At 72.0% G+C, this 22418-nt stretch carries 16 protein-coding genes and 1 pseudogene; 4 read left to right on the top strand and 13 right to left on the bottom strand.

Annotated features, from left to right (window positions below; genetic code table 11):
- Window positions 1-81: 81 nt before the first annotated feature.
- The 4 genes from QF032_RS27725 to QF032_RS27710 form a co-directional block, all read right to left on the bottom strand.
- The gene (locus QF032_RS27725) at window positions 82-1500 is read right to left on the bottom strand and encodes a sugar porter family MFS transporter (RefSeq protein WP_307046201.1); all 1419 of its coding nucleotides are present in this window, start codon (window positions 1498-1500) and stop codon (window positions 82-84) included.
- A 218-nt stretch (window positions 1501-1718) separates the two neighbouring features.
- The gene (locus QF032_RS27720) at window positions 1719-5399 is read right to left on the bottom strand and encodes an AAA family ATPase (RefSeq protein WP_307057875.1); all 3681 of its coding nucleotides are present in this window, start codon (window positions 5397-5399) and stop codon (window positions 1719-1721) included.
- Between the two features lie 275 nt (window positions 5400-5674).
- On the bottom strand, window positions 5675-5878 hold the full coding sequence (locus QF032_RS27715) for a hypothetical protein (protein ID WP_020128723.1): 204 nt from the start codon (window positions 5876-5878) through the stop codon (window positions 5675-5677).
- Window positions 5879-6257: 379 nt separating this feature from the next.
- Window positions 6258-6539: an acylphosphatase gene (locus QF032_RS27710; protein WP_306949099.1), complete on the bottom strand. Its 282-nt coding sequence runs from the start codon at window positions 6537-6539 to the stop codon at window positions 6258-6260.
- 199 nt (window positions 6540-6738) lie between these two features.
- Between QF032_RS27710 and QF032_RS27705 the strand changes: the two genes are divergently transcribed.
- A complete protein-coding gene (locus QF032_RS27705) occupies window positions 6739-7896 on the top strand; it encodes a CAP domain-containing protein (protein ID WP_307046197.1) in 1158 nt (385 codons plus the stop codon).
- Window positions 7897-7947: 51 nt separating this feature from the next.
- Here the strand turns inward: QF032_RS27705 and QF032_RS27700 are convergent, their stop codons facing one another.
- A complete protein-coding gene (locus tag QF032_RS27700) occupies window positions 7948-8535 on the bottom strand; it encodes a flavodoxin family protein (RefSeq protein ID WP_307046195.1) in 588 nt (195 codons plus the stop codon).
- A 106-nt stretch (window positions 8536-8641) separates the two neighbouring features.
- Here QF032_RS27700 and QF032_RS27695 point away from each other — a divergent pair, with 106 nt between their 5' ends.
- Window positions 8642-9043, top strand: coding sequence for a winged helix-turn-helix transcriptional regulator (locus QF032_RS27695; protein WP_306949102.1), 402 nt, complete (start codon window positions 8642-8644; stop codon window positions 9041-9043).
- Here QF032_RS27695 and mutM read toward each other — a convergent pair.
- The 8 genes from mutM to QF032_RS27655 all read right to left on the bottom strand — a co-directional run bounded on the left by mutM (window position 9016) and on the right by QF032_RS27655 (window position 17287).
- Entirely contained in the window at window positions 9016-9876 is an 861-nt protein-coding gene (gene mutM, locus QF032_RS27690) for a bifunctional DNA-formamidopyrimidine glycosylase/DNA-(apurinic or apyrimidinic site) lyase (protein ID WP_307057873.1), read from the bottom strand. The two genes, QF032_RS27695 and mutM, sit on opposite strands and share 28 nt — an antisense overlap.
- An 81-nt stretch (window positions 9877-9957) precedes the next feature.
- Complete coding sequence (rnc, locus tag QF032_RS27685; protein WP_306949104.1) at window positions 9958-10770, bottom strand: ribonuclease III; 813 nt, start codon at window positions 10768-10770, stop codon at window positions 9958-9960.
- A 19-nt stretch (window positions 10771-10789) separates the two neighbouring features.
- A complete protein-coding gene (rpmF, locus tag QF032_RS27680) occupies window positions 10790-10963 on the bottom strand; it encodes a 50S ribosomal protein L32 (RefSeq protein ID WP_007493396.1) in 174 nt (57 codons plus the stop codon).
- Between the two features lie 2 nt (window positions 10964-10965).
- Complete coding sequence (locus QF032_RS27675; RefSeq protein ID WP_307057871.1) at window positions 10966-11619, bottom strand: YceD family protein; 654 nt, start codon at window positions 11617-11619, stop codon at window positions 10966-10968.
- Between the two features lie 161 nt (window positions 11620-11780).
- Window positions 11781-12881, bottom strand: a complete 1101-nt coding sequence (locus tag QF032_RS27670; protein WP_307057869.1) for a cell division initiation protein — start codon at window positions 12879-12881, stop codon at window positions 11781-11783.
- Between the two features lie 111 nt (window positions 12882-12992).
- Window positions 12993-13472 carry a pantetheine-phosphate adenylyltransferase gene (coaD, locus tag QF032_RS27665; protein WP_216825681.1) on the bottom strand — a complete coding sequence of 160 codons (480 nt, stop codon included), beginning with the start codon at window positions 13470-13472 and terminating at the stop codon, window positions 12993-12995.
- A 26-nt stretch (window positions 13473-13498) separates the two neighbouring features.
- Entirely contained in the window at window positions 13499-14140 is a 642-nt protein-coding gene (rsmD, locus tag QF032_RS27660; RefSeq protein ID WP_307060395.1) for a 16S rRNA (guanine(966)-N(2))-methyltransferase RsmD, read from the bottom strand.
- Between the two features lie 21 nt (window positions 14141-14161).
- Entirely contained in the window at window positions 14162-17287 is a 3126-nt protein-coding gene (locus QF032_RS27655) for a helicase-related protein (RefSeq protein WP_307057868.1), read from the bottom strand.
- 166 nt (window positions 17288-17453) lie between these two features.
- On the opposite strand from QF032_RS27655, the gene QF032_RS27650 reads away from it, so the two are divergent.
- Both QF032_RS27650 and QF032_RS27645 read left to right on the top strand, forming a co-directional pair.
- Window positions 17454-19316 (top strand): HSP90 family protein, encoded by a 1863-nt coding sequence (locus QF032_RS27650; protein WP_307057866.1) that lies wholly within the window; start codon window positions 17454-17456, stop codon window positions 19314-19316.
- Window positions 19309-22297 (top strand): annotated as a pseudogene (locus QF032_RS27645) (tetratricopeptide repeat protein). Before QF032_RS27650 ends, QF032_RS27645 begins: the two are co-directional and overlap by 8 nt.
- Window positions 22298-22418 lie beyond the last annotated feature (121 nt).

Raw genomic sequence — 22418 nt, 5'->3', positions numbered from 1 at the left:
TCGAGGAGCCGGCAGCGGGGACTCGGCCCGGCTCCTCGAGATCGGGGGGCCACTTGCGCAGCGGCCGCCTGTCAGCAAGCGTCAGCCCATCTCCTCCAGCGCCTTGCCCTTCGTCTCCTTGACGTACTTCAGGACGAACGGGATGGAGAGCGCGGCGAAGACCGTGTAGATCACGTAGGTGGCGGAGAGGTTCCAGTCGGCCAGCGACGGGAAGCTCGCCGTGATGGCCCAGTTGGCGATCCACTGCGCGGAGGCGGCTACGCCGAGGGCCGCGGCGCGGATGCGGTTGGGGAACATCTCGCCGAGGAAGACCCAGACGACGACGCCCCAGGACAGGGCGAAGAAGAGGACGAACACGTGGGCGGCGATCAGGGCGATCCAGCCCTGGGTGGCCGGCAGCTTGCCGTCGACGAGGTCGAAGGAGAACGCCCAGGCCTCCAGCGCGAGGCCGACGACCATGCCGACGGAGCCGATCAGGGCCAGCGGCCTGCGGCCGACGCGGTCCACGAAGATCATCGCGATGACGGTGCCGAGGATGTTGATGATCGACGTCGTGAACGAGTAGAAGAACGAGTCGGTCGGGTCGACGCCGACCGACTGCCACAGCGTCGAGGAGTAGTAGAACGCGACGTTGATGCCGACGAACTGCTGGAAGACGGACAGGCCGATGCCGATCCAGACGATCGGCTTGAAGAAGAAGGAACCGCCGAGCAGGTCCTTGAACGTCGACTTGTGCTCGCTCTTCATCGCGTGCTCGATCTCGGCGACGCGGGCGTCCAGGTCGACGCCCTCGCCCTCGACCTCCTCGAGGATCTCGCGGGCCCGCTCGCGCCTGCCGACGGAGATCAGGAAGCGGGGGGACTCGGGGATGGCGAAGGAGAGCAGGCCGTACAGGACGGCCGGGACCACCATGACGCCGAGCATGATCTGCCAGGCCTCCAGGCCCATGAGCTCGCCGCGCTGGTCGCCGCCGGCGGAGTTGAGCAGTCCCCAGTTGACCAGCTGCGAGATCGCGATGCCGATGACGATGGCGGCCTGTTGGAAGGAGCCGAGCCGGCCGCGGTAGGCGGGCGGGGCGACCTCCGCGATGTAGGCGGGGCCGATGACGGAGGCCATGCCGATGGCGAAGCCGCCGACGACCCGCCACAGGGCGAAGTCCCACAGGGAGAAGGGCAGCGCCGAGCCGACAGCGCTGACCGTGAACAGCACGGCGGCGATCTGCATGACCCGGATGCGCCCGATGCGGTCGGCGATGCGGCCGGCGGTCGCGGCTCCGACGGCGCAGCCGATCAGGGCGATCGCGATGACCTGGGCGAGGGCCGCGGAGCCGACGTCGTAGCGGTCCCGGATGGCCTCCACGGCGCCGTTGATCACGGAGCTGTCGTAGCCGAAGAGGAATCCGCCCATCGCGGCCGCCGCCGCGATGAAGACGACGTGCCCGAGATGATCGGGATGAGCCCTGCCGGCTCCTGACTTCTGTGCCTGCGTCGTGCTGGTCACGTTCAACTCCTCGAGCCGTCGGCAGCGCTGCCGACGGGATCAGCACCTCCAGATAGGTGGTACCTGAAGGTAAAAGCAACGGAGCCGAGACTATGTCTTCAAGTTTCGAAGTCAAGAGGGCCCGGCTGTAACTTTTCAGCACCCACGTGCAGGAGTTGCGTTCAACTCTTGAAGCGGAAGCGGTGGGAGCTGGATCACGGGTTACCCGCTCCGGCCGCTCAACGCAGGCGCTGGCTGATGACCTTCGACACACCGTCGCCCTGCATGGACACGCCGTACAGCGCGTCGGCGACCTCCATCGTGCGCTTCTGGTGCGTGATCACGATCAGCTGCGAGGACTCCTGCAGCTCCTGCATGATGCGGATGAGCCGCTGCAGGTTGGTGTCGTCGAGAGCGGCCTCGACCTCGTCCATGACGTAGAACGGGCTGGGCCGCGCCTTGAAGATCGACACCAGCATGGCGACCGCGGTCAGCGACCGCTCGCCGCCCGAGAGCAGGCTGAGCCGCTTGACCTTCTTGCCCGGGGGCCGGGCCTCCACGTCCACGCCCGTGGTGAGCATGTTGTCGGGGTCGGTCAGGATCAGCCGCCCCTCCCCGCCCGGGAACAGCCGGCTGAACACGCCCTCGAACTGCCGCGCGGTGTCCCGGAACGCCTCGGTGAAGACCTGCTCGACGCGCTCGTCGACCTCCTTCACTACCTGAAGCAGGTCGGTGCGGGTCTTCTTGAGGTCCTCCAGCTGCTCGCTGAGGAACTTGTGCCGCTCCTCCAGAGCGGAGAACTCCTCCAGCGCCAGCGGGTTCACCTTGCCGAGCTGCTGGTAGGCGCGCTCGGCCGACTTCAGCCGCTTCTCCTGCTCCGCGCGCCGGAAGGGCCTCGGCTGGTTGCGCGGGTCCTCCGGGTCCTCCGGCAGCACCTCGCCCTCGGCGGCCGGCGAGGGCGGCACGAGCTGGTGCGGCCCGTACTCGGAGACGAGCCCCGCGGGCTCCACGCCCAGCTCCTCCAGCGCCCTGGTCTCCAGTTGCTCGATGCGCATGCGCTTCTCGGCGCCGAGCACCTCGCCGCGGTGCACCGAGTCCGTCAGCTTGTCGAGCTCGCCCTTCAGGTCGCGCCCGGCGGTGCGGGCGGCGGCCAGCTCCTGCTCCCGCCGCGCCTTGGCCGCGTCGGCGGCGACCCGCTCCGCCTCGGCCCGGCCCACGGAGACCTCGACGTGGGCGAGCAGCTGCCGCGCGCCCGAGGCCACGGCGTCCGCGACGGCCGCCTCGTGCCGCAGCCGCGCCCGCCGCTGCTCGGCACGCGCGCGTGCCTCGCGTTCCGCCCGCGCGGCCCGGTCCAGCGAGTCGGCCCGCCCGGCCAGCCCCTTGACCCGCTCCTCGTGGGTGCGGACCTGAAGCCTGGCCTCCATCTCGGTCTGTCGCGCGTTGGCCCCGTCGGCGGCGAGCCGGTCCCGCACGGCGGAGTCGGGCTCCTCCTCGGCCGGCATCTCCTCGGCGACGGCCAGCCGTTCCGCCAGCTCCTCGGCCTCTTCCACGGCCCGGTCCAGCGCCTCCTGCGCCCGCGCCGCGGCCGCCGCGGACCGCTCGGCCTCACCGGCCGCGCCCCGGGCCTGTCCCGCGAGCCGCCCGAGCTGCTGCGCCACGGCCGACTTCTCCCGGTCGGCGGCCCGCCGCCGCTCCCCCACCTCCTCGACGAACGCGGCACATTCCTGGCGGCGCTCGCCGGCCGTACGCTGTGCCTCCGTCAGCTCCGCGCAGCGCACGGCCAGCTCGTCGAGCTCGGCGGCGGCCTCGTCGACGGAGGCCTGCACCTCCAGCAGGCTGGGCGCCCCGGCGGACCCGCCGTGCGCGAAGTGCGCGCCCAGCAGATCTCCCTCGGCGGTGACCGCGACGAGGTCCGGGCGGGCGTAGACCAGTTCCTCGGCGTCCTCCAGCGTGCCCACGACCACGATCCCCCGCAGGAGCCGGCGCACGGCGGGCATGAGCTCGCCGGGTCCCCGCACCAGGTCGGCGGCGTACGGCGGCGCGTCGGTGCGCTCCCCCACGGGGCGCGGAACGTCGGCGCGCGCAATGTCAGCGCGCTGGAGGTCGGCGCCTTGCCTGTCGACGGGCCGGCCGTCGCTCAGCCGGCCGTCGACGGGCCGCCCGTCGGCGCGTTCCTCGGGCACGTCGCCCATGTCACCCACGTCACCGCTGAGCAGCAGCGCGGCGCGCCCCGCGTCCTGCTTGCGCAGCAGCCGGATGGCTTCGGCAGCCGCGGCGGGGGTCGTCACCGCGATCGCGTCCGCGGCGGCGCCGAAGGCCGCCGCGAGCGCGACCTCGTGGCCCGGCGTCACCGTCAGCAGTCCGGCTGCCGGGCCGAGCAGACCGTTCAGGCGGTCGCGCGCGGCGAGCAGGGCGCCCGTGCCGTCCTTGCGGCGCAGGCCCAGGGCCAGGGCGTCGCGGCGGGCCCGGGTCGCGGCGCGGCTGCGTTCGGCGGCGGTGGCTGCCTCGCGGGCGTCGGTGAGGGCGGCCTCCGCCTCGGCGAGCTGCCGCTTGGCGCTCTCGTGCCGCTCGGCAAGCTCGTGGTCGTCCGCGTCGAGGCCGTCGACCTCCGCCTTGAGCGCCTCGTACTCCTCCTGTGCGGTGACGGCCCGCTCCTGGGCCTCGTCTCGGGCGGCGGCGAGGCGGTCGATCTCGGCCTGCGCGGAGGCGGCGCGCGAGCGGGCCGCGTTGACCTGGCCGTTCAGCCGGGCCAGGCCCTCGCGACGGTCGGCGATGGCCCGGGCGACGTCCTTCAGCCGCCGTTCCTCGACGGCGAGCTCCCGTTCCAGGTCCGCGCGGTGGGCGACGGTGTCGTCGAGTGCGTGCTGGGCCGCCTCGAGGGCGGCCTCCAGTTCGGCCTCCTGCTCGCGGATCCGGGCCGCCTCACGCTCCATGTCCTCGGGGTCGCGGCCGCGCCGCTCCTCAAGGGGCGCGGAGGTGGCGCTCTTCACCCGGGCGTCGGCGAGGGAGACGGTGCCCCGGACGCGTTCGGCGAGCTGGGACAGCTCGTACCAGGTCTGCTGGGCCCGCTGGAGACGCGGGGTGAGCTGCCGGACCTCGTCCTCCAGAAGGGCCTCGCGCTGGAGGGCCTTCCTCAGCTCCTGCTCGGCCGCCTCCTTGCGCTCCTTGAGAGCGGCCTCGTCGGCGACCTCCGTCCGCAGGGCCTCCCGCAGCGTGACGAGATCGTCGGCGAGCAGGCGCAGCCTGGCGTCACGCAGATCGGCCTGGATGACGGCGGCGCGGCGGGCCACGGCGGCCTGCCGGCCGAGGGGTTTGAGCTGACGCCGGAGTTCGTCGGTGAGGTCCTGCACGCGCGCGAGGTTGGCCTGCATCGCGTCCAGCTTGCGGAGCGCCTTCTCCTTGCGCTTGCGGTGCTTGAGGACGCCCGCGGCCTCCTCGATGAAGGCGCGGCGCCCCATCGGGTCGGCGTGCAGGACGGAGTCGAGCTGGCCCTGGCCGACGATGACGTGCATCTCGCGGCCGATGCCGGAGTCGGAGAGGAGGTCCTGGATGTCCAGCAGCCGGCAGGTGTCGCCGTTGATCTGGTACTCGCTGCCGCCGTTGCGGAACATGATCCGCGTGATGGTGACCTCGGCGTATTCGATGGGGAGGGCCCCGTCGGAGTTGTCGATGGTCAGGGACACCTCGGCGCGGCCCAGCGGGGGGCGGCCGGTGGTGCCGGCGAAGATGACGTCCTCCATCTTGCCGCCGCGCAGCGACTTGGCGCCCTGCTCGCCCATGACCCAGCTGAGCGCGTCGACGACGTTGGACTTGCCCGAACCGTTCGGTCCGACGACGCACGTGATCCCCGGTTCGAACCGGAGCGTGGTCGCGGAGGCGAACGACTTGAACCCCCGGAGGGTCAGGGCCTTGAGGTGCACGGCGCTGGACTCTACCTGCCGGGGGTGTCTCACTCCATGAACCCGCGGTTTCACCCATGAACGCGCAGGGCACACCAAACGTTAAGAGACTGAAAGGGTGCGCGGGGGAACCAGGGGCGGGCGCAGGCAGCGGGGCGGGAGCGGGGGCTCGGACGTAGGCCGGACAAGAAAGAAGGGACGCCGAAGCGTCCCTTGCAAACTCTGACAACCTAGCGGTCCGACGCGGTGAGAGTGAGCCGCCCGACCTCTGCGTGCCGTTGTGCGGCGTGCAGCGATCAGGTGAGCGCAGGCTCCGCCTGGCGTGCGTCGATGCTCTCCAGAAGCGATTCGTGAGAAGCGGCAGCCGTCAGCGCGTCGTTCTCGGCCTGGATCCGTCCGAGCTCGGATTCCAGATCCTGTACACGCTGCTGGAGCCGTCGCATCTCGGCGAGGAGTCGCGGGTCGGAGCCGCCGACGTAACCGAGAAGCGCCTTTGCCATGATGGATGGTCCTCCACAATGAGTGACCGACCGAAGCGGTGTGGGTCGTGAGGGATTTGCACCCGCGGTGCTTGGCAGGATCTTGTTCGTGCTGCCGTTCATCCATGCCGAACAGCTGGGGTGCGCGGGGTGCTTTCAGCGTCTCACCAAAAAGTTTGACGGTCAACACGATCACGCCCCGTATTGGCGGGCGACCCGGTGGCGCGCGGCCGGAACGGCGGCGCTGCGACTCCTGCGGGGCCCTGGGGGCGTGGCGATCATCCTTAAGTGCGGAGCCTGCCACGGCAAGCGGTTATTGGCAATCACCTGCCCCTTTCTGCTGGGGGCACGTGCCCGTGGCATTCCCCTCCGCTTCCCCCGGGGCGCCCGGCGGGAGTTCTCAGCGGATCGCGAAGCCGTCGTAACCTCCGCGCGGTGTGTCCCATATCTCGGTGACTCCGTCTACGCGTCCGGGCGTGTCGTCACCCAGAAGCCAGCCGAGCAGTTCCTCGCACCCCTCCTTGGCCCCCTCGGCGACCACCTGGACCCGACCGTCGGCCACATTGAGAGCAAAACCACTCAGGCCGCCGATCTCCAGCGCCTTGGCCCGCGTGAACCAGCGGAATCCCACGCCCTGGACGTGTCCGCGCACCCAGGCGACCAGCCGTACATCCTCGCTCATGGGTGCAACCTAACCGCGTGAAGTCTCTCGGGGCACTTCCTCCCCCAGCGCCATGGGGTACCGTCCCCACCCAACGATTCTCATATGAAACTCACCCGGTCGGGTGAGTCAGGTTGACCAGAGGGAGCAGGAGGCGCGCGTCGCCCCAGAGCTCCGGCCGACCGTTTGAGAACACCGCTCGGACGAGGAAGGCAAGGACATGGGACGCCACCGACGCTCCGCCGCCGGCCGCGCCGCCACGAGCCGCGCCACGGGGGTCACACAGACGCACGGCTCGCATGCGGACAGCCACAGGGCACAGGACGCGCACACGGAAACCCTCCCCGCCATCGGCATCGCGCCGTATCTGAACCCGGAGGCCTACGCGGACTCCGTCGCGAGGAGCCAGGAGTACCTGTACGCGGAGGGCGGCCACGCCCACGGCGACACCGCGGTGTTCGCTGCCGACGGGTTCACCCCCGACGGCGCCCACCGACCGGGTGCGAACCGGGCGGGAGCGGGCCGCCGCCGTAAGCGCAGGGTCGCCACGCCGGTGAAGTCCGGTCTGCTCGGCGTCTCGGCGGCGGTGGCCATCGGCACGGTCGCCGTGGCCACGGGCGTGGTGCCCGGCATCGACGGCTACCGCCTCGGGGGCGGCAGCACCGGCTCCGGCGACAAGGTGCAGGCCGCCGCGGGTTCGCCGACCAACTCGGCCTCCGAGCAGGGCGGCACGAACGGCTCCGCCGACGACGACCGCGGCTCCGCCCCGACCAGCCGCGACGCCGGCCGGCCCGCCTCGCCCGCCACCCCGGCCACGCCCTCCCCGTCCGTCTCCGCCTCCTCGGCCGCGCCGACCAGGACGGCTCCCGAGAAGCCCGCGTCCACGCCTTCCAAGACGCCTTCCAAGACGCCCTCGAAGAAGCCGGAGACCACGCCGTCCGAGTCGAGGGCCGCCACCAGGGCGCCGGCGAAGCCCGAGGCCCCGGTGACGGTCTCCGCCGAGACGCAGGCGGCGGCCGAGGTGCTGAAGCTGGTCAACGAGGAGCGGGCCAAGGTCGGCTGCAGTGCCGTCTCCGCGAACAGCGCCCTGTCGGACCTCGCCGAGAAGTTCAGCGACGACATGGCCGCGCGCGGGTTCTTCGACCACACCGACCCCGACGGGGCGACCCCGTGGGACCGGGCGGCCAAAGCCGGCATATCCGGCCTCGGCGGCGAGAACATAGCCCGCGGCCAGACCGACGCGGCTGCCGTCATGGAGGCCTGGATGAACAGCCCGGGCCACAAGGCGAACATCCTGAACTGCGACTTCAAGACACTGGGCGTCGGCGTCCACTTCGGCGCTGGCGGCCCCTGGTGGACGCAGGACTTCGGCTACTGAGAAAGCCGCAGGTCAGAGCCCGCAGTGCCCCCGTCATGGCGGCCGGCGGGATCAGGCGGCCTGGGCGCGGCCGGCCAGGAAGACCCGCGCGGTCTCGGCGACCCGACGGCCCAGGTGTTCGGCCGTCGCCAGGTCCGCCTTGTGGACGGCGTCCGGCCCCTCGTCGACGTTGGTCTGCGCGGCGGCGCCCAGGAACACGCCCAGCCGGTTGAGGTCGTGCTCGGAGCCGGCCGAGTTGTTCCAGCCGGGCAGCAGGCCCAGGCTGACCCAGTGCATGCCGAGCTGCGCGGCCAGGATCTGGAAGAACTGCAGCGTGTGCAGCTTGTCGCCGCTCTTGGAACCCGAGTTGGTGAACCCCGCGGCCAGCTTGTCCTTCCACACCTGGTCGGGCCAGCGCGCGGAGGTCGCCTCGGCGAAGGCGTGGAAGGCGGCGGACGCGGTCCCCATGTAGGTGGGCGATCCGAACACGACGGCGTCCGAGCGGTCGAGCAGCGTCCACTGCTCCTCGGTGATCTCGTCGACCTTGATCAGATGCACCTCGGCGCCGGCGTCGTCCGCGCCGGCGCGGACGGCCTCGGCGAGGACGGCGGTGTGGCCGTAGCCGGAGTGGTAGGCGACGGAGACGATGGGAGTGGACATGCAAACTCCTGGAGATGGGCAGCTCAAGAACGGTGACCACAGGAAAGCACTAACTTCTAGTTAGTGCAACCTGCCGGTTAGCGCTACCTTCGAGTAGGCTTGCCCCATGGACATCACCCGGGAGAGAGCCGCGGAGCAGGACCTTCCGTTCGACGTGTTCGCCAAGGCCTGTCCCTCGCGCGGCACACTGGAGCACATCACCGGCCGCTGGGGCGGACTGACCCTCGGGGCGCTGTACGAGGGCTCGCTGCGCTTCAACGAGCTGCGCCGCCGGGTCGACGGGGTGAGCGAGAAGATGCTCTCCCAGACGCTGCACGCGCTGGAGCGCGACGGGCTGGTGCACCGCGAGGCGCAGCCCACCAACCCGCCCCGCGTGGACTACGAACTGACCCCGCTCGGGCGGGAGGTGGCCGAGCGCCTGCTGGGCCTCATCCACCTCGTCGAGGGACGGATGACCGACGTCCTGGCCGCGCGCGAGCGCTACGACGGGACGCGCGGCGCCCTCTGACACTTCGGGCAGAAGTAGCTGGACCGGTTCATCCAGGGGCGCCGGCGCATCGGCGTGGCGCACCGCTTGCAGGGCAGACCCTCACGTCCGTAGGCGTCCAGGGACCGGTCGAAGTAGCCCGACTCCCCGTTGACGTTGACGTACAGGCTGTCGAAGCTGGTGCCGCCGACGGCGAGGGCCGCGTTCATCACGTCCCGGACATGGCCGAGCAGTTCGAACGTGCGGGGCCGGGTGAAGGCAGCCGTCGGACGCTCGTAGTGCAGCCGGGAGCGCCAGAGCGCCTCGTCCGCGTAGATGTTGCCGACGCCGCTGATCAGCGACTGGTCGAGCAGCGCCCGCTTGACGGTGGTGCGCCGCCTGCGCAGCGCCTGGTGGAACGCCTCGTCGTCGAACAGCGGGTCGAGGGGGTCGCGGGCGATGTGCGCGATGACGTCCGGAAGCCCGTCCGGGCCGGTCGGATGCAGCGACAGTCCGCCGAAGGTGCGCTGGTCGACGAAGCGCAGTTCGGTGTCCGTGGCGTCCGCGAAACGCACCCGGATGCGCAGGTGTTTCTCGTCGGGGGCCCGGTGCGGCTGCACCAGGAGCTGTCCGCTCATGCCGAGATGGGCCAGGACCGCCTGGTCGGTGTCCTCCAGCGGCAGCCAGAGGTACTTGCCGCGCCGGCTCGGAGCGCCGATGCGATGGCCCTCCAGGCGGTGCGCGAAGTCGTCGGCGCCGGCCAGGTGACGTCGTACGGCGCGGGGGTGCAGCACTTCGGTGCCGGCGACCGTGCGATGGGCGACCCACCGCTCGAGACCGCGCCGGACGACCTCGACCTCGGGCAACTCGGGCATGGCATCCCCCGTGACTTCTGGTTCCTGCACGGACCGAGCGCCCGTCCCCGTCGGGGGCGGGCGCTCGTCGCGTGGTGCTGCTCAGGCGGAGGCGGACTCCTGGTCCACGCTGCCGTCGGCTGCGACAGCCGCTTCGACCGTCGCCTCCTCGGCGCGCTCGTCCGCCGCGGCCCGGATGGACCGCCACGCGGACTCGGCGGCCTGTTGCTCCGCCTCCTTCTTGCTGCGGCCGGTGCCGGTGCCGTACGAGACGCCTCCGACGCGGGCGGCAGCAGTGAAGGTCTTCTCGTGGTCGGGGCCGGTCTCCGTGACCAGGTACTCGGGGACGCCGAGTCCTTCGGTCGCGGTGAGCTCCTGGAGGCTGGTCTTCCAGTCCAGGCCGGCACCGAGGTTCGAGGACTTCTCGATCAGCGGGTCGAACAGGCGGTGCACCAGTTCGGAGGCCGCGTCGAGGCCCTGATCGAGATAGACCGCACCGATCACCGCTTCGAGGGTGTCGGCGAGGATGGACGCCTTGTCCCGGCCGCCCGTGCCCTCTTCACCCCGGCCGAGCCGGATGAAGGAGCCCAGGTCGAGGCCACGACCGACCTCCGCCAGCGCACGCGAGTTGACCACCGCGGCCCGCAACTTGGCCAGTTGGCCTTCGGGCAGGTCGGGGTGGGTGCGGTACAGCGTGTCCGTGACGACGAGGCCGAGCACGGAGTCCCCGAGGAACTCCAGCCGCTCGTTCGTCGGCAGGCCGCCGTTCTCGTACGCGTAGGAACGGTGGGTCAGCGCACGCACCAGAAGGGCGGACTCGAGCCGATAGCCGAGCCGCCCTTCCAGAAGCGTGTGGGACGAGGCCGTGTCCGCCTTGTTCTTGGCGGTCGTGTTGTCCGCCTTGGGGTCAGACATGAAGCCTCTCACCAGCCGCTCAGACCTCGAGGACCTGGCGCTTGTTGTAGGTGCCGCAAGACGGGCACGCGATGTGCTGCAGCTTGGGCTCGTGGCAGCGCTCGCACGCAACCAGGGTGGGGACCGCAGCCTTCCACTGCGACCGGCGGTGGCGCGTGTTGCTGCGCGACATCTTCCGCTTCGGAACAGCCACGGCTACTTCTCCTGCTTCTCGTCGGCGGGCGCTGATCGAGGCACGCCGCCGCTCATCTCGTCCTTCTCGCCGTCTTCAGGTGAACCGGCGAGTCCCTGCAGTGCCGCCCAACGGATGTCGACGGCGTCGTGGTGGTGGCCCGGGTCGTCCGCCAGCCGGGCTCCGCACTCGGAGCACAGGCCGGGGCAGTCGTCCTGGCACACCGGCTGCATCGGCAGTGCGAGCACCACCGCATCGCGCAGCACGGGTTCGAGGTCGAACAGTCCGTCCTCGAGGAAGAGCCTGTCCTCGTCTTCCTCGGCGTCGTCGGCCGGATCCGCTTTCACACGGCCCCGGTCGTCGGCGTCAGGATACGAGAACATCTCCTGGAACTCCGCTGCGAGATCGAACCCGAGCGGCTCCAGACACCTTACGCACTCCCCCTCGGCCCGTGCACGGGCGGTGCCTGTGACGAGCACACCTTCCATGACCGACTCGAGTCGGAGCGTGAGCTCCACCGGAGCGCCTTCCGGCACTCCGACGACTCCCTGGATCCCGAGATCCCGGGGAGCGTCGATCTCGCGGGTCAGGCGCTGCTGCGCACCGGGCCGCCGCCCCAGCTCGTGCGTATCGAACACGAGAGGCTTGCGGTGGTCGAGGCGGGCGTTCAGAGCCATTCCTGCTTTCGATCTTCTGAGCTCGGGGGACGCTGCCCCTCGGTGTCGCGGGCAGCGGTGATCGCGGGCGCATGCGACATCAGCGAAGCGCACACGCGACCGATGAGCCAGGATACTGGAGCATTCGCCCACAGCCCAATCCGGCCTCTGGCCGCCCGGACCTACAGCCCGCGACCCTGCTCGTAGGCGCGCAACTGCTCGGCGCTGATCATGCCGGTGTCGAAGAGGCTGGTCTCGTCGAGGGCGTACGCCTGCTGGCCCTGCTGGTGTTGCTGCTGGGCCTGCTGGGCCTGCTGGGATGAGTGCGGCTGCTGCCCGGCCTGGTTCGGGTCGTAGGGGGCCTGCTGGGCGTCATAGCCCCCCTGGTACGCGTAGGGGTCGGCCTGCTGCTGGTAGCCGTACGCGTCCTGCCGGCCGTAACCCTGCTGCTGTTGCTGCGGATAGCCGCCGTACGGGTCCGGCTGCTGCTGGTAGCCGTACGCCGGCTGCGGCTCCTGCTGGTCGTACGTCTGCTGGACGGGCTGCGCGGGTGCCGCGTCCTGCTCCGCGAGGGCGGCCAGGTCGGCGAGGTAGTCGGCGTCCGAGGAGTGCTGGAACGTGGTGGTGTCGGCGGCGAGGGCTCCGAGGTCGTCCGTGGCGATGCGGCCGTGCAGCTTCTGCCGGCCCCGGCCGACCGCCTCCAGCGTCTTGGCGAGGACCGCCTCGAAGGCGCCCAGCTTGGTGTCGACGTACGCGTCGGCGTCACGGCGCAGGGTCTCGGGGTCGTGGCTGCGCTCGGGGGCGTCCTCGTCCTCGTACCCGTTCTCGTCGGTGCCGGGTCCGGTACCGAGGAGCTTCTCGCGGCCGCGGCCGACGGAGCCGAGGGTCTTGGTGAGGACGACCTCGAAGTTGGCGAGCTTGGAGTCGACGTAGTCGTCGGCGTCCGCGCGGACCTCCTCGGCCTCCTTGCGGGCCTCGGCCAGGATGCGGTCGGCCTCGGCCTGGGAGCGGCGGGCGATCTCGGTGCCGGAGACCAGTGAGCCGCGTTCGGCGTGGGCGGTCTCGATGATCCGCTCGGCCTCCTGGCGGGCCTGCTCGACGACCTGCTCACGGCCGCCGATGAGCTCCTCGGCCTGGGCCAGGGAGTCGGGCAGGGCCGCGCGTACCTCTTCCAGCAGGGCGAGCAGATCCGCGCGGTTGACCACGCACGAGGCCGACATCGGCATCGACCGGGCACTGGAGACCGCCGTGACGATCTCGTCGAGCTTCTTCTGCACGTCCACCGGTTGCTCGCCACTCTCTACAGCTGTGTTGGAGACGGACGGGACGACTGTACGGCCATGGGGTGTCCGCCGGACACCGGATGACGGCACGTCAGGAGGGCCGTCGGACGGTCAGTCCCGCCCGAGGCGCTCGGTCAGCGCTTCGAGGACCCTAGGCGGCACCAGGTGGGAGACGTCGCCACCCCACGTGGCGACCTCCTTGACCAGGGAGGAGGAGAGGAAACTGTAGGTGGGGTTGGTGGGCACGAACAGCGTCTCGACGCCGGAGAGGCCGTTGTTCATCTGGGCCATCTGCAGTTCGTAGTCGAAGTCGCTGACCGCGCGCAGGCCCTTGACGATGGCCGGGATCCCGCGCTCCTTGCAGAAGTCGACGAGGAGGCCGTGGAATGCCTCGACCCGGACGTTGCCGTACTCGGCGGTGACCTCCCGGATCAGGTCGATCCGCTCGTCGATCTCGAACAGGCCCTTCTTGGACTTGTTGATCATCACCGCGACATAGACCTCGTCGTACAGACGGGAGGCGCGGGAGATGATGTCGAGGTGTCCGTTGGTGATCGGGTCGAACGACCCGGGACAGACGGCACGGCGCACTTGTGTTCCCTCGCTCTCCGGTCCGGTCATCGCGCGTCTTCGCACGTAGAGGCGGCGCGACCGTACCAAAACGTTCCCTCGCCGTAGCGGCGGGCCCGGAGCGCTTCGAAACCGTCCGGCCAGCGGAACTCACCGCCTCTGGTGCTGCGCTCCACGGTGACGAGGGCTTCGGCCGCGAGCCAGCCCCCCGAGCGGAGTGTGAGCAGGATCTCCCGAAGATCGTTGTCCGAGACGGCGTACGGGGGGTCGAGGAAGACGAGGTCGTACGGCGCGGTCGGCGGCGCCTCGATGACCTGTCGGGCCTTGCCCGCGCGGACCTCGGCGCCGGGAAGGGCGAGGTTTCTCACGTTCTCCCGGATGACGCGGGCCGCTCGGCCGTCGGCCTCGACGAGGAGGGCGTGGCCAGCGCCGCGGGACAGGGCCTCCAGGCCGACGGCCCCTGATCCGGCGTACAGGTCGAGGACCCGTTCGCCGTCGAGGGGGCCGCCCAGCAGGGACTGCCAGGTGGAGAAGAGGCCTTCGCGTGCGCGGTCGGAGGTGGGGCGGGTACCGGTGCCTGGCGGCACCGCCAGGCGACGTCCGCCGGCTGCTCCGGCGATCACGCGGGTCATCTCTGGTCCTTGGTGGTGGGCGGCTGTGGGTTCAGTGTGGCGGGTCGCGCGGCTGATCGCGCCCCCGGGTGGTCCTCCTCATCCCTTCTCGAGGTACTGCTCCCGCTCCTCGTCCAGCAGGGCGTCCAGTGCCGTGCGCAGGCCCGGGTAGGCGGTCAGCTCCGGGTCCGCCTCGACGACGGCCACCGCTTCCTGTCGCGCCTCGGCGATGACCTCCTCGTCCTCGATGACCGTGAGGACGCGCAGGCTGGAGCGGACGCCGGACTGGGCCTGGCCGAGGACGTCGCCCTCGCGGCGCTGCTCGAGGTCGATGCGGGAGAGCTCGAAGCCGTCGAGGGTGGCGGCGACGGCGTTCAGCCGCTGCCGGGCCGGGGAGGCCTCCGGCATCTCGCTGACCAGGAGGCACAGGCCCGGCGCCGAGCCGCGGCCGACGCGGCCGCGCAGCTGGTGGAGCTGGGAGACGCCGAACCGGTCGGCGTCCATGATCACCATCGCGGTGGCGTTCGGGACGTTGACACCGACCTCGATGACGGTCGTGGCGACCAGGACGTCGACGTCACCCGCGGCGAAGCGGCGCATGACGGCGTCCTTGTCGTCGGGGGGCATCCGGCCGTACAGCACCTCGATGCGCAGTCCTTGGAGAGGTCCTCGGCCGAGCTGCTCGGCGACGTCGAGGACGGCGAGCGGGGGCCGCTTCTCGGCCTCGTCCTCGGCGGACTTCTTCTTGGCCTTGCCGGCCTTCTCCGGGTCGTCCTCGTCGTCGCCGATGCGGGGGCAGACGACGTACGCCTGGTGGCCGCCCGCCACCTCCTCGCGCACGCGCTCCCACGCGCGCGCCAGGAAGTGGGGTTTGTCCGCGGCGGGGACGACGTGGCTGGCGATGGGCGAGCGGCCGGCCGGGAGCTGGTCGAGGACGGAGGTCTCCAGGTCGCCGAAGACGGTCATGGCGACGGTGCGGGGGATGGGCGTGGCCGTCATGACGAGCAGGTGCGGGGGCTGCTTGCCCTTGCCGCGCAGGGCGTCGCGCTGTTCGACGCCGAAGCGGTGCTGTTCGTCGACCACGACCAGGCCGAGGTCGTGGAACTGGACCTTGTCCTCGATCAACGCGTGCGTGCCGATCACGATGCCGGCCTCACCGGTGACGAGGTCGAGCAGCGCCCGGCGGCGGGCCGCCGCGCCCATGGACCCGGTCAGCAGGACGACCTTGGTGGCCTGTTCGGATCCGCCGAGCATGCCGCCCTCGGCCAGATCACCCATCATCTCGACGACGGAACGGTGGTGCTGCTGGGCGAGGACCTCGGTGGGGGCGAGCATCGCGGCCTGTCCGCCCGCGTCCACGACGGCGAGCATGGCGCGCAGGGCGACCATGGTGTTGTGGGTGACCGTGAAGTGGTCGGTGACGTAGGCGTGGCTCGGGTGGGCGACGCTGATGCACTGGACGGGCTTGCGCCCCACGTACTCGACGGCGTGGACGGCGCGGCGGAACGCGTCGCCGTCGTCGTCCGGGCGGGGCCGGAGGCGGGCGGCCTTGTGGGGCAGCCGGAACGGCGGGTGCGCGTCGGGCAGGGCGAGGGAGACCTCGACGCCCTCCCCCGACGGGGAGACCCGCGCCCGGCCTCCCAGCGAGCGCACGATCCAGGAGACGTCGTCGGCGAGCGGGCGCGAGCGGGCGCGGAACGTGACGCTCAGGCCGTCCGCGCCGACCGTGCCGTCCGTGTCCAGGAGGCCCTGCAGGAGGGCGACCCGGTTCTTCACCGAGGTGTTCTTGAAGGCGGCGGGGATGCCCGCACCGGGCGAGGACGAACCGGCCGCGGGTGAGCCGAGCGAGGAGGAGCCGGACGCGGGCGAGCCTGGCACGGCCGGGTCGTGGGGGCTTTCGCCCTCGGCCAGCCGGGCGCCGCACAGGTAGGGGTCCAGCGGCAGCGCCGCGTCGCCTCCGAGGTCTACCGGGGTCGCGGCCGGGAGGTACCACTTCGGGGTGCCGTCCGCCGCGCGCGCGTCCTGCCGGATCTGGCGCGTGGTCATGACCCCGGGGGCCTGGCCGCGGCCCCATGCGGCAGCCGTGCCGACGATCCACAGATGCTCGTCGTCGCACTCCACGCGGGCGCCGTCGGACAGGACCAGACGCCACACCTCACGCTCGCCCTGCGGGAACACTCCGTCGACCGGCGCGATCTCCCCGTTCGGGACGACGACCTCGTCGCCCACGGCCATGTCCCCCATCCGCCGGAAACCGGCGGGCGTGAGCACCAGGGAGTCGAGGGGCTGGGCCTTGCCGGAGCCCACCTCCCCCTGTAGCAGCCGGTGCATCGGGTGCTCCGTCGCCAGGTCGTCGAAGATCTCCTTCGAGACCTTGCGCTGGCCCTCGGTGAGGGTGAAGGGGAGCCGGGCGTCGAAGGCGGTGAGCAGGCCCTCGGGCGCGGGTCTGCGGGCGACCGCCGGGAGTTGGGCGTCGGCGTGCCGGCGGCGGGCCAGGGCGACCTGGAGGACGAACGCCTCGTCCCACTTCAGACGGGCGCGGGCTTCGGCGATGTCGGCCTTGGTGTGCGGGCGGTGGATCTTCAGAAGGGCCTCGGGCAGGGACACCAGGCCGCGGCCTTCGCGCAGCGACTCCGGGAGGGGGTCGACCGCCTCCTGGGCGCTGGGCAGGACGGTCTGGACGGCCTTGCCGATCTTCCAGGACTCCAGTTTGGCGGTGGCCGGGTAGAGCGGGATGAGGGCGCCCGCCCAGGTCCCGACGGACTCCTCGGTGTCGGCGTGCAGCAGTTCGTAGGCCGGGTGGGCCAGTTGGAGGCGGCGGTTGAAGACCGAGACCTTGCCCGCGAACATCGCGCGGGTGCCCGGCAGCAGCTCCTTGTGCGGCTTGTGGACGCCGCTGCCGAAGAAGACCAGCTGGAGCCGGCCGCTGCCGTCGGTGATGGTCACCTCCAGGCGCTGGCCCTTGCCGCGGGGCGCCTTGGCGGAGGCGAAGCTGTGCAGACGGGCGTCGGCGACCTGGGCGACCACGGTGACGTGCTCGTCCATCGGGAGGTCGGCGAGGTGGGTGAGCTGACCGCGCTCCTCGTATCTGCGGGGGTAGTGGTGCAGAAGGTCGCCGACCGTGTGCAGGCCGAGGTGCTCGGCCATCACCTTCGCGGTGGCGGGGCCGAGCACTGACGTGAGCGGTTCTTCCAGTGGCTGTTTCAGTGCGGGCACGAGATCCATTGCACACCACGCCACTGACATTGCCGCATAGGTGTCCTGAAACCCCTGGTCAGACGGCTCGTTCGGGCTCTAGGATGGCGCGCTCCGGCCATCATCCGCGGTCACCGCCCCACCGGGACCGCCCGACCCCGCGCCGTGCTCCTCCCCAGCCCGCGGCGCTGCAGCGATGGACTCCCAGACCTCACAGTCATCCCAGGCATCCCCGTCACCCCACTCGTTCCAGGTCGACCTGCGCGGCCTGGTGGACCTGCTGTCCCATCACCTCTACTCCAGCCCCAAGGTCTACCTGCGCGAGCTCCTGCAGAACGCCGTGGACGCCATCACCGCCCGGCGGACCGACGAACCCGGCGCCCCGGCGCGGGTGCGGCTGTTCGCGGCGGACGGCAGGCTGCGGGTGGAGGACTCCGGCGTCGGACTCACCGAGGCCGACGTGCACGACCTGCTGGCGACGATCGGACGCAGTTCCAAGCGCGCCGAGGGGCTGCAGGACGTCCGGTCGGACTTCCTCGGCCAGTTCGGCATCGGTCTGCTGGCCTGCTTCGTGGTCGCCGAGCGGATCCGGGTGGTCAGCCGCAGCGCCCGTACGCCGGACGCGCCGCCGGTGGAGTGGACGGCACGCGACGACGGCTCGTACACCGTGCGCACGCTGCCCCACGAGGAGCGTCCGGAGCCGGGCACCACCGTGCATCTGGTGGCGCGGGCGGGCGCCGGCGAGTGGCTCGCGGAGCCGCGCGTGCTGGCGCTGGCCCGGGACTTCGGGTCGCTGCTGCCGTACGACGTCCGGGTCGGCGACGAGGCGGTCACCGATCTGCCCGCGCCCTGGGACCGGGCGTACGCCTCCCCCGCCGGCCGGCGGGTCGCGCTGGCCCGGCACTGCCACGAACTGTTCGGCTTCACGCCGTTGGACGCGATCGGGCTGGACGTGCCGCTGGCGGGGATCCGCGGGGTGGCGTACGTGCTGCCGTCGGCGGTGAGCCCGGCGCAGCGCGCCGGTCACCGGGTGCACCTCAAGGGCATGCTGCTGACCGACCGGGGCGAACAGCTGCTGCCCGACTGGGCGTTCTTCGTACGCTGCGTCCTGGACACCGACAGTCTGCGGCCGACCGCCTCCCGGGAGTCGCTGTACGAGGACGAGACGCTGGCCGCGGTGCGGGAGGCGCTGGGCGAGCGGATCAGGTCGTGGCTGACCGGGCTGGCGGCGGGTGACCCGGAGCGGCTCGCGGCGTTTCTGGCCGTGCACCATCTGGGCGTGAAGTCCCTGGCGCGGCACGACACGGACATGCTGCGCACGATGCTGCCGTGGCTGCCCTTCGAGACGACCGACGGCCGGCTGTCACTGGAGGAGTTCGCGCAGCGGCACCCGGTGGTGCACTTCACGCGGACCGTCGAGGAGTACCGGCAGGTCGCGCCGATCGCCTCCGCGCAGGGCGTCGGGGTGATCAACGGCGGTTACACGTACGACAGCGAGCTGGTGGAGGCGCTGCCGTCGGTGCGGCCGGGGACGGTGGTCGCCGAGCTGGACGCCGACACCGTGACCGCGCACCTGGACGCCGTCGCCCCCGCCGACGAGCTGGCGCTGGCCGGCTTCCTGGCGGCCGCGCGGGCGAAGCTCGACCCGCTGGGCTGCGACGTCGTCCTGCGGGCCTTCCACCCGCTGTCGGTGCCCGCGCTGCACCTCGACGACCGCGCGGCCCGGCACGAGCAGGCGCGCGCGGACGCCGAGGAGCGGGCCGACGACCTCTGGGCGGGCATCCTGGGCTCGCTGCGCGGGAGCGCCCCGCGCGCGCGTCTGGTGCTCAACCACCTCAACCCGTTGGTCCGGCGCATCAGTTCGCTGCACGATCCGGAGCTGATCGGCACCGCCACGGAGTCCCTGTACGGGCAGGCGCTGCTGATGGCGCAGCGTCCCCTGCGGCCGGCGGACTCGGCGCTGCTGAACCGGTCGTTCATCGGCCTCCTCGAGTGGGCCACCCACGGAGACACGGCGCACGGGCAGTCGTCGGACGGACAGGGGGCCACGGATGAGTGAGATCACGGACTTCGACTCCCTGCGCCGGGCGATGGCGGAGAACGGTGAGCAGCCGGAGGGGCCGGCCCGCAACGCGCGCGCGGAACAACTGCTCGCGGAGGCGGAGAAGCTGAAGATCCCGCTCGCCGTGATCGAGGCGCTCGGGCACCAGCTGAAGGTCTACAACTACAGCTCCGAGAAGGCGAAGATGTTCGTCCCGTTCGCGCGGCTGCTGCGCATGTGGGACGACCGGCCCGAGGACTTCGACGCGTACGAGACGCATTCGCTGCACTGGGTCTTCAAGTGGATGTCGGCCGGCATGCTCGACCAGCCGCACGTGCCGCTGGCGTCGGTGGAGAAGTGGCTGGGCGAGATGGAGCACCGCTACCGGCTCGCGGGTCACTCCGAACGGGCGGTGCGCAGCGCCGAGTTCAGCGTCGCCGCGCACGTGGGCGACGTGGCGCGGGCCGAGCGGGCGTTCGCCTCCTGGCTGGCCGCGGACCGGGACACGATGGCCGACTGCCACGCGTGCGAGCTGCACGGGCAGGGCTGGTGGCAGGCGCAGCGGGGGCGGGACACCGAGGCCCTGGAGCTGTGGGCGCCGGTCCTCGAGGGCGAGTACACGTGCGCGCACGAGCCGCACGGTGTGCTGGCGTCCTCGCTGCTGCCGCTGCTGCGGCTGGGCCGCCCGGACGAGGCCCGCGCCCACCATCTGCGCGGGTTCCGGCTGGTGCGGTCCATGGAGAGCATGCGGGGCGCGTACGCCGCCCACGTCGAGTTCTGCGCGCTGACCGGCAACGAGGCGCGGGGCCTGGAGCTGCTCGCGGAGCGGCCCGCGTACTTCACGGACGAGGGCCATCCACGCAGCAAGCTGGAGTTCCTGAGTGTCGTGGTGCTCCTGATGGGGCGCCTCGGTGAGCTCGGGCTCGGCGGCGAGCGGGTGCCCGGGGCGGCCGGGCGGGAGTGGACGGCCGACGAGCTCGCCGCGCACGCGCGCGCGGAGGCGCTCGCGCTGGCGGCGCGCTTCGACGAGCGCAACGGCACGGAGCACGTGAGCGAGCGGGCACGCGCGCGCATGGCGCAGCGGCCCTTGGTGGAGCGGCTGCCCCTGGGGGTGCGGGCGTCACGCCCGACGTCCGCCGCACCCGTGCTCGCCGCCGCGGCTTCGGCCGAGGCGGCCGGTGAGGTCGCGGATGCGGACCTGCCGGCGCTGATCGACGAGGCCCGGGCGGTTGTCGGACACGCTCCGGCCGCACGCCGTCGAGGCGTGGGCGCGGGTGGCCCGGGTGGCCGCGGCGACCGAGGACGTGGAGCTGGCGGTGCGGGACCGCGCGGAGATCGCCGACCACGAGGCGATCGGTCTCGGCCCGCGGGGCGCGGAGGCGTTCGAGCGGGCCGCCGGGCTGTACGCGCAGGCGGGCGACCTCGGGGAGGCTCTGGCCGCACGCGCGCGTGCCGCCTACGTCCGCGCGCTCGGCGGCGAGGTGGACGAGGCGCTCGCGGCGGTCGCCGAGCCGTACGACCGGATTCTCGCGCTGTACGCGGAGGGCGGCACCGAGGTGCCGCAGGCGGCGGGCGTTCTGATGGCGCGGGCGCGGATACTGATGCGTCGGGTTTACGAGGCCGAGGGGCCGGTGTCCGAATCGGTCGGTACTGCGGCGGAGTCGGCCGTGCGGGAGCTCCTGGCGCTCGTGGACGGGCGGGCCGGTGACGACGTCCGGCTCGCCGCCCGGGTGGCGGAGGGCCACGCGATGCTGGCGGAGCTCGCGACGCGCTCCGGCGAGGAGGGGACCGGCGCGGAGCTGTTCGCGCGGGCCGCCGCGGAGTTCGTCGAGGCGGGTGTGCCCTGGTTCGCCGTGGAGTACGAGGCCCGGCTGGCCGCTCTCGCCCACGAGCTGGGCGACATGGCGGAGGCGGAACGGGCGCTGCGGGCGGCCCTGGAGCACGGCGGGCCGTTCCTGGAGGCGATCGGACGGGCCCAGTTGCACCTCCAGCTGGCCGAGGTGGTCGGCGGCCGGGGAGAGGCCGAAGAGGCCGCGGAGCACGCCCTGGAGTCGGCGCACTGGGCCGACGAGGCGGGCGCGGGCCCGACGTTCGGCGCGTGGGCGCGGCACCAGCTCGGCGGGTATCTGGTACGCCTCGGCCGCTGGGCCGAGGCCGCGGAGGTGCTGGAGTCCGCGCTGACCGACCTGAGCGCCGAGACGCACGGGGACGGGGCGGTCGTCCAGACGCAGTGGTGGCTCGGCGACTGTCTGAGCGAGCTCGGCGAGCACCGGGACGCCGCCGAACGCCGGCTGCAGGCCGCCGAGATCGCCCGGCACTGGCCCGAGCAGCACGACCACGCCACCCTCGCCCACCTGGCCGCCGAGTCGCTCGGCCACGCCGGACTGCACACCGAGGCCGACCGGGCGTACGCGCGCGCGGGGGAGCTGTGGCGGGACCTCGGCAACGTGCGCGGGCTGATCCGCTCGTTGCGCGCCCGTGCCTGGCTGGCGTTGCGCACCGAGCGGGACACGGACGTGGCGCGCGCCCTGATGACGAGCGCCCTGGAGGAGTGCGCGGACGCGTTCGGCGCCGCGGGCGACGACGAGGAGGCGCGCCTGCGACTGATCGCCGAACTCGGCGACACCCACCGTCAGTTCGGGGACCTGCTCGCTCGTTCCGCCGCCGAGGACGCGGACGACGACGCGATCCGGGCCACGCTGGACGAGGCCCTTTCCCAGATGTCCGAGGCGGTCGCGGTGTTCGTCGCCCTGGGCGAGAGCGGCCTGCCCGCCCGGACCGGCGCCGAGCTGGCCGCCGGCTGGCTGGAGTGCGACCTGGGGCGCCCCGCGCAGGCGGCGGCCCGCGCGCGGGCGGTGCTGCGGTCCTGTGCGGACGCCGCCGTCGACGGCTTGGAAGGCGACGAGGGCGACGGTCGGGTGGACGGCGAGACGATGCGGGCGCGGCGGGCCGAGGCGGAGCAGTTGCTGCAGGCGGCGGAAGAACCGAGGGATCGTTGAACGATTCCCCTGAGATGTGAAGGATCGTTGAACGATTCTCTCGAGGCAGAGGGGATCGTTCAACGCGGACACGAGGGCCACGAGGATCGTTGAACGATCCCCTTCACCCCAGCCCTCGCTC

This window comes from Streptomyces achromogenes (genome assembly GCF_030816715.1).
Taxonomy (GTDB): domain Bacteria; phylum Actinomycetota; class Actinomycetes; order Streptomycetales; family Streptomycetaceae; genus Streptomyces; species Streptomyces achromogenes_A.
Note: the sequence above shows the minus strand (reverse complement) of the source record. Positions and strands in the feature narration are given on the sequence as shown.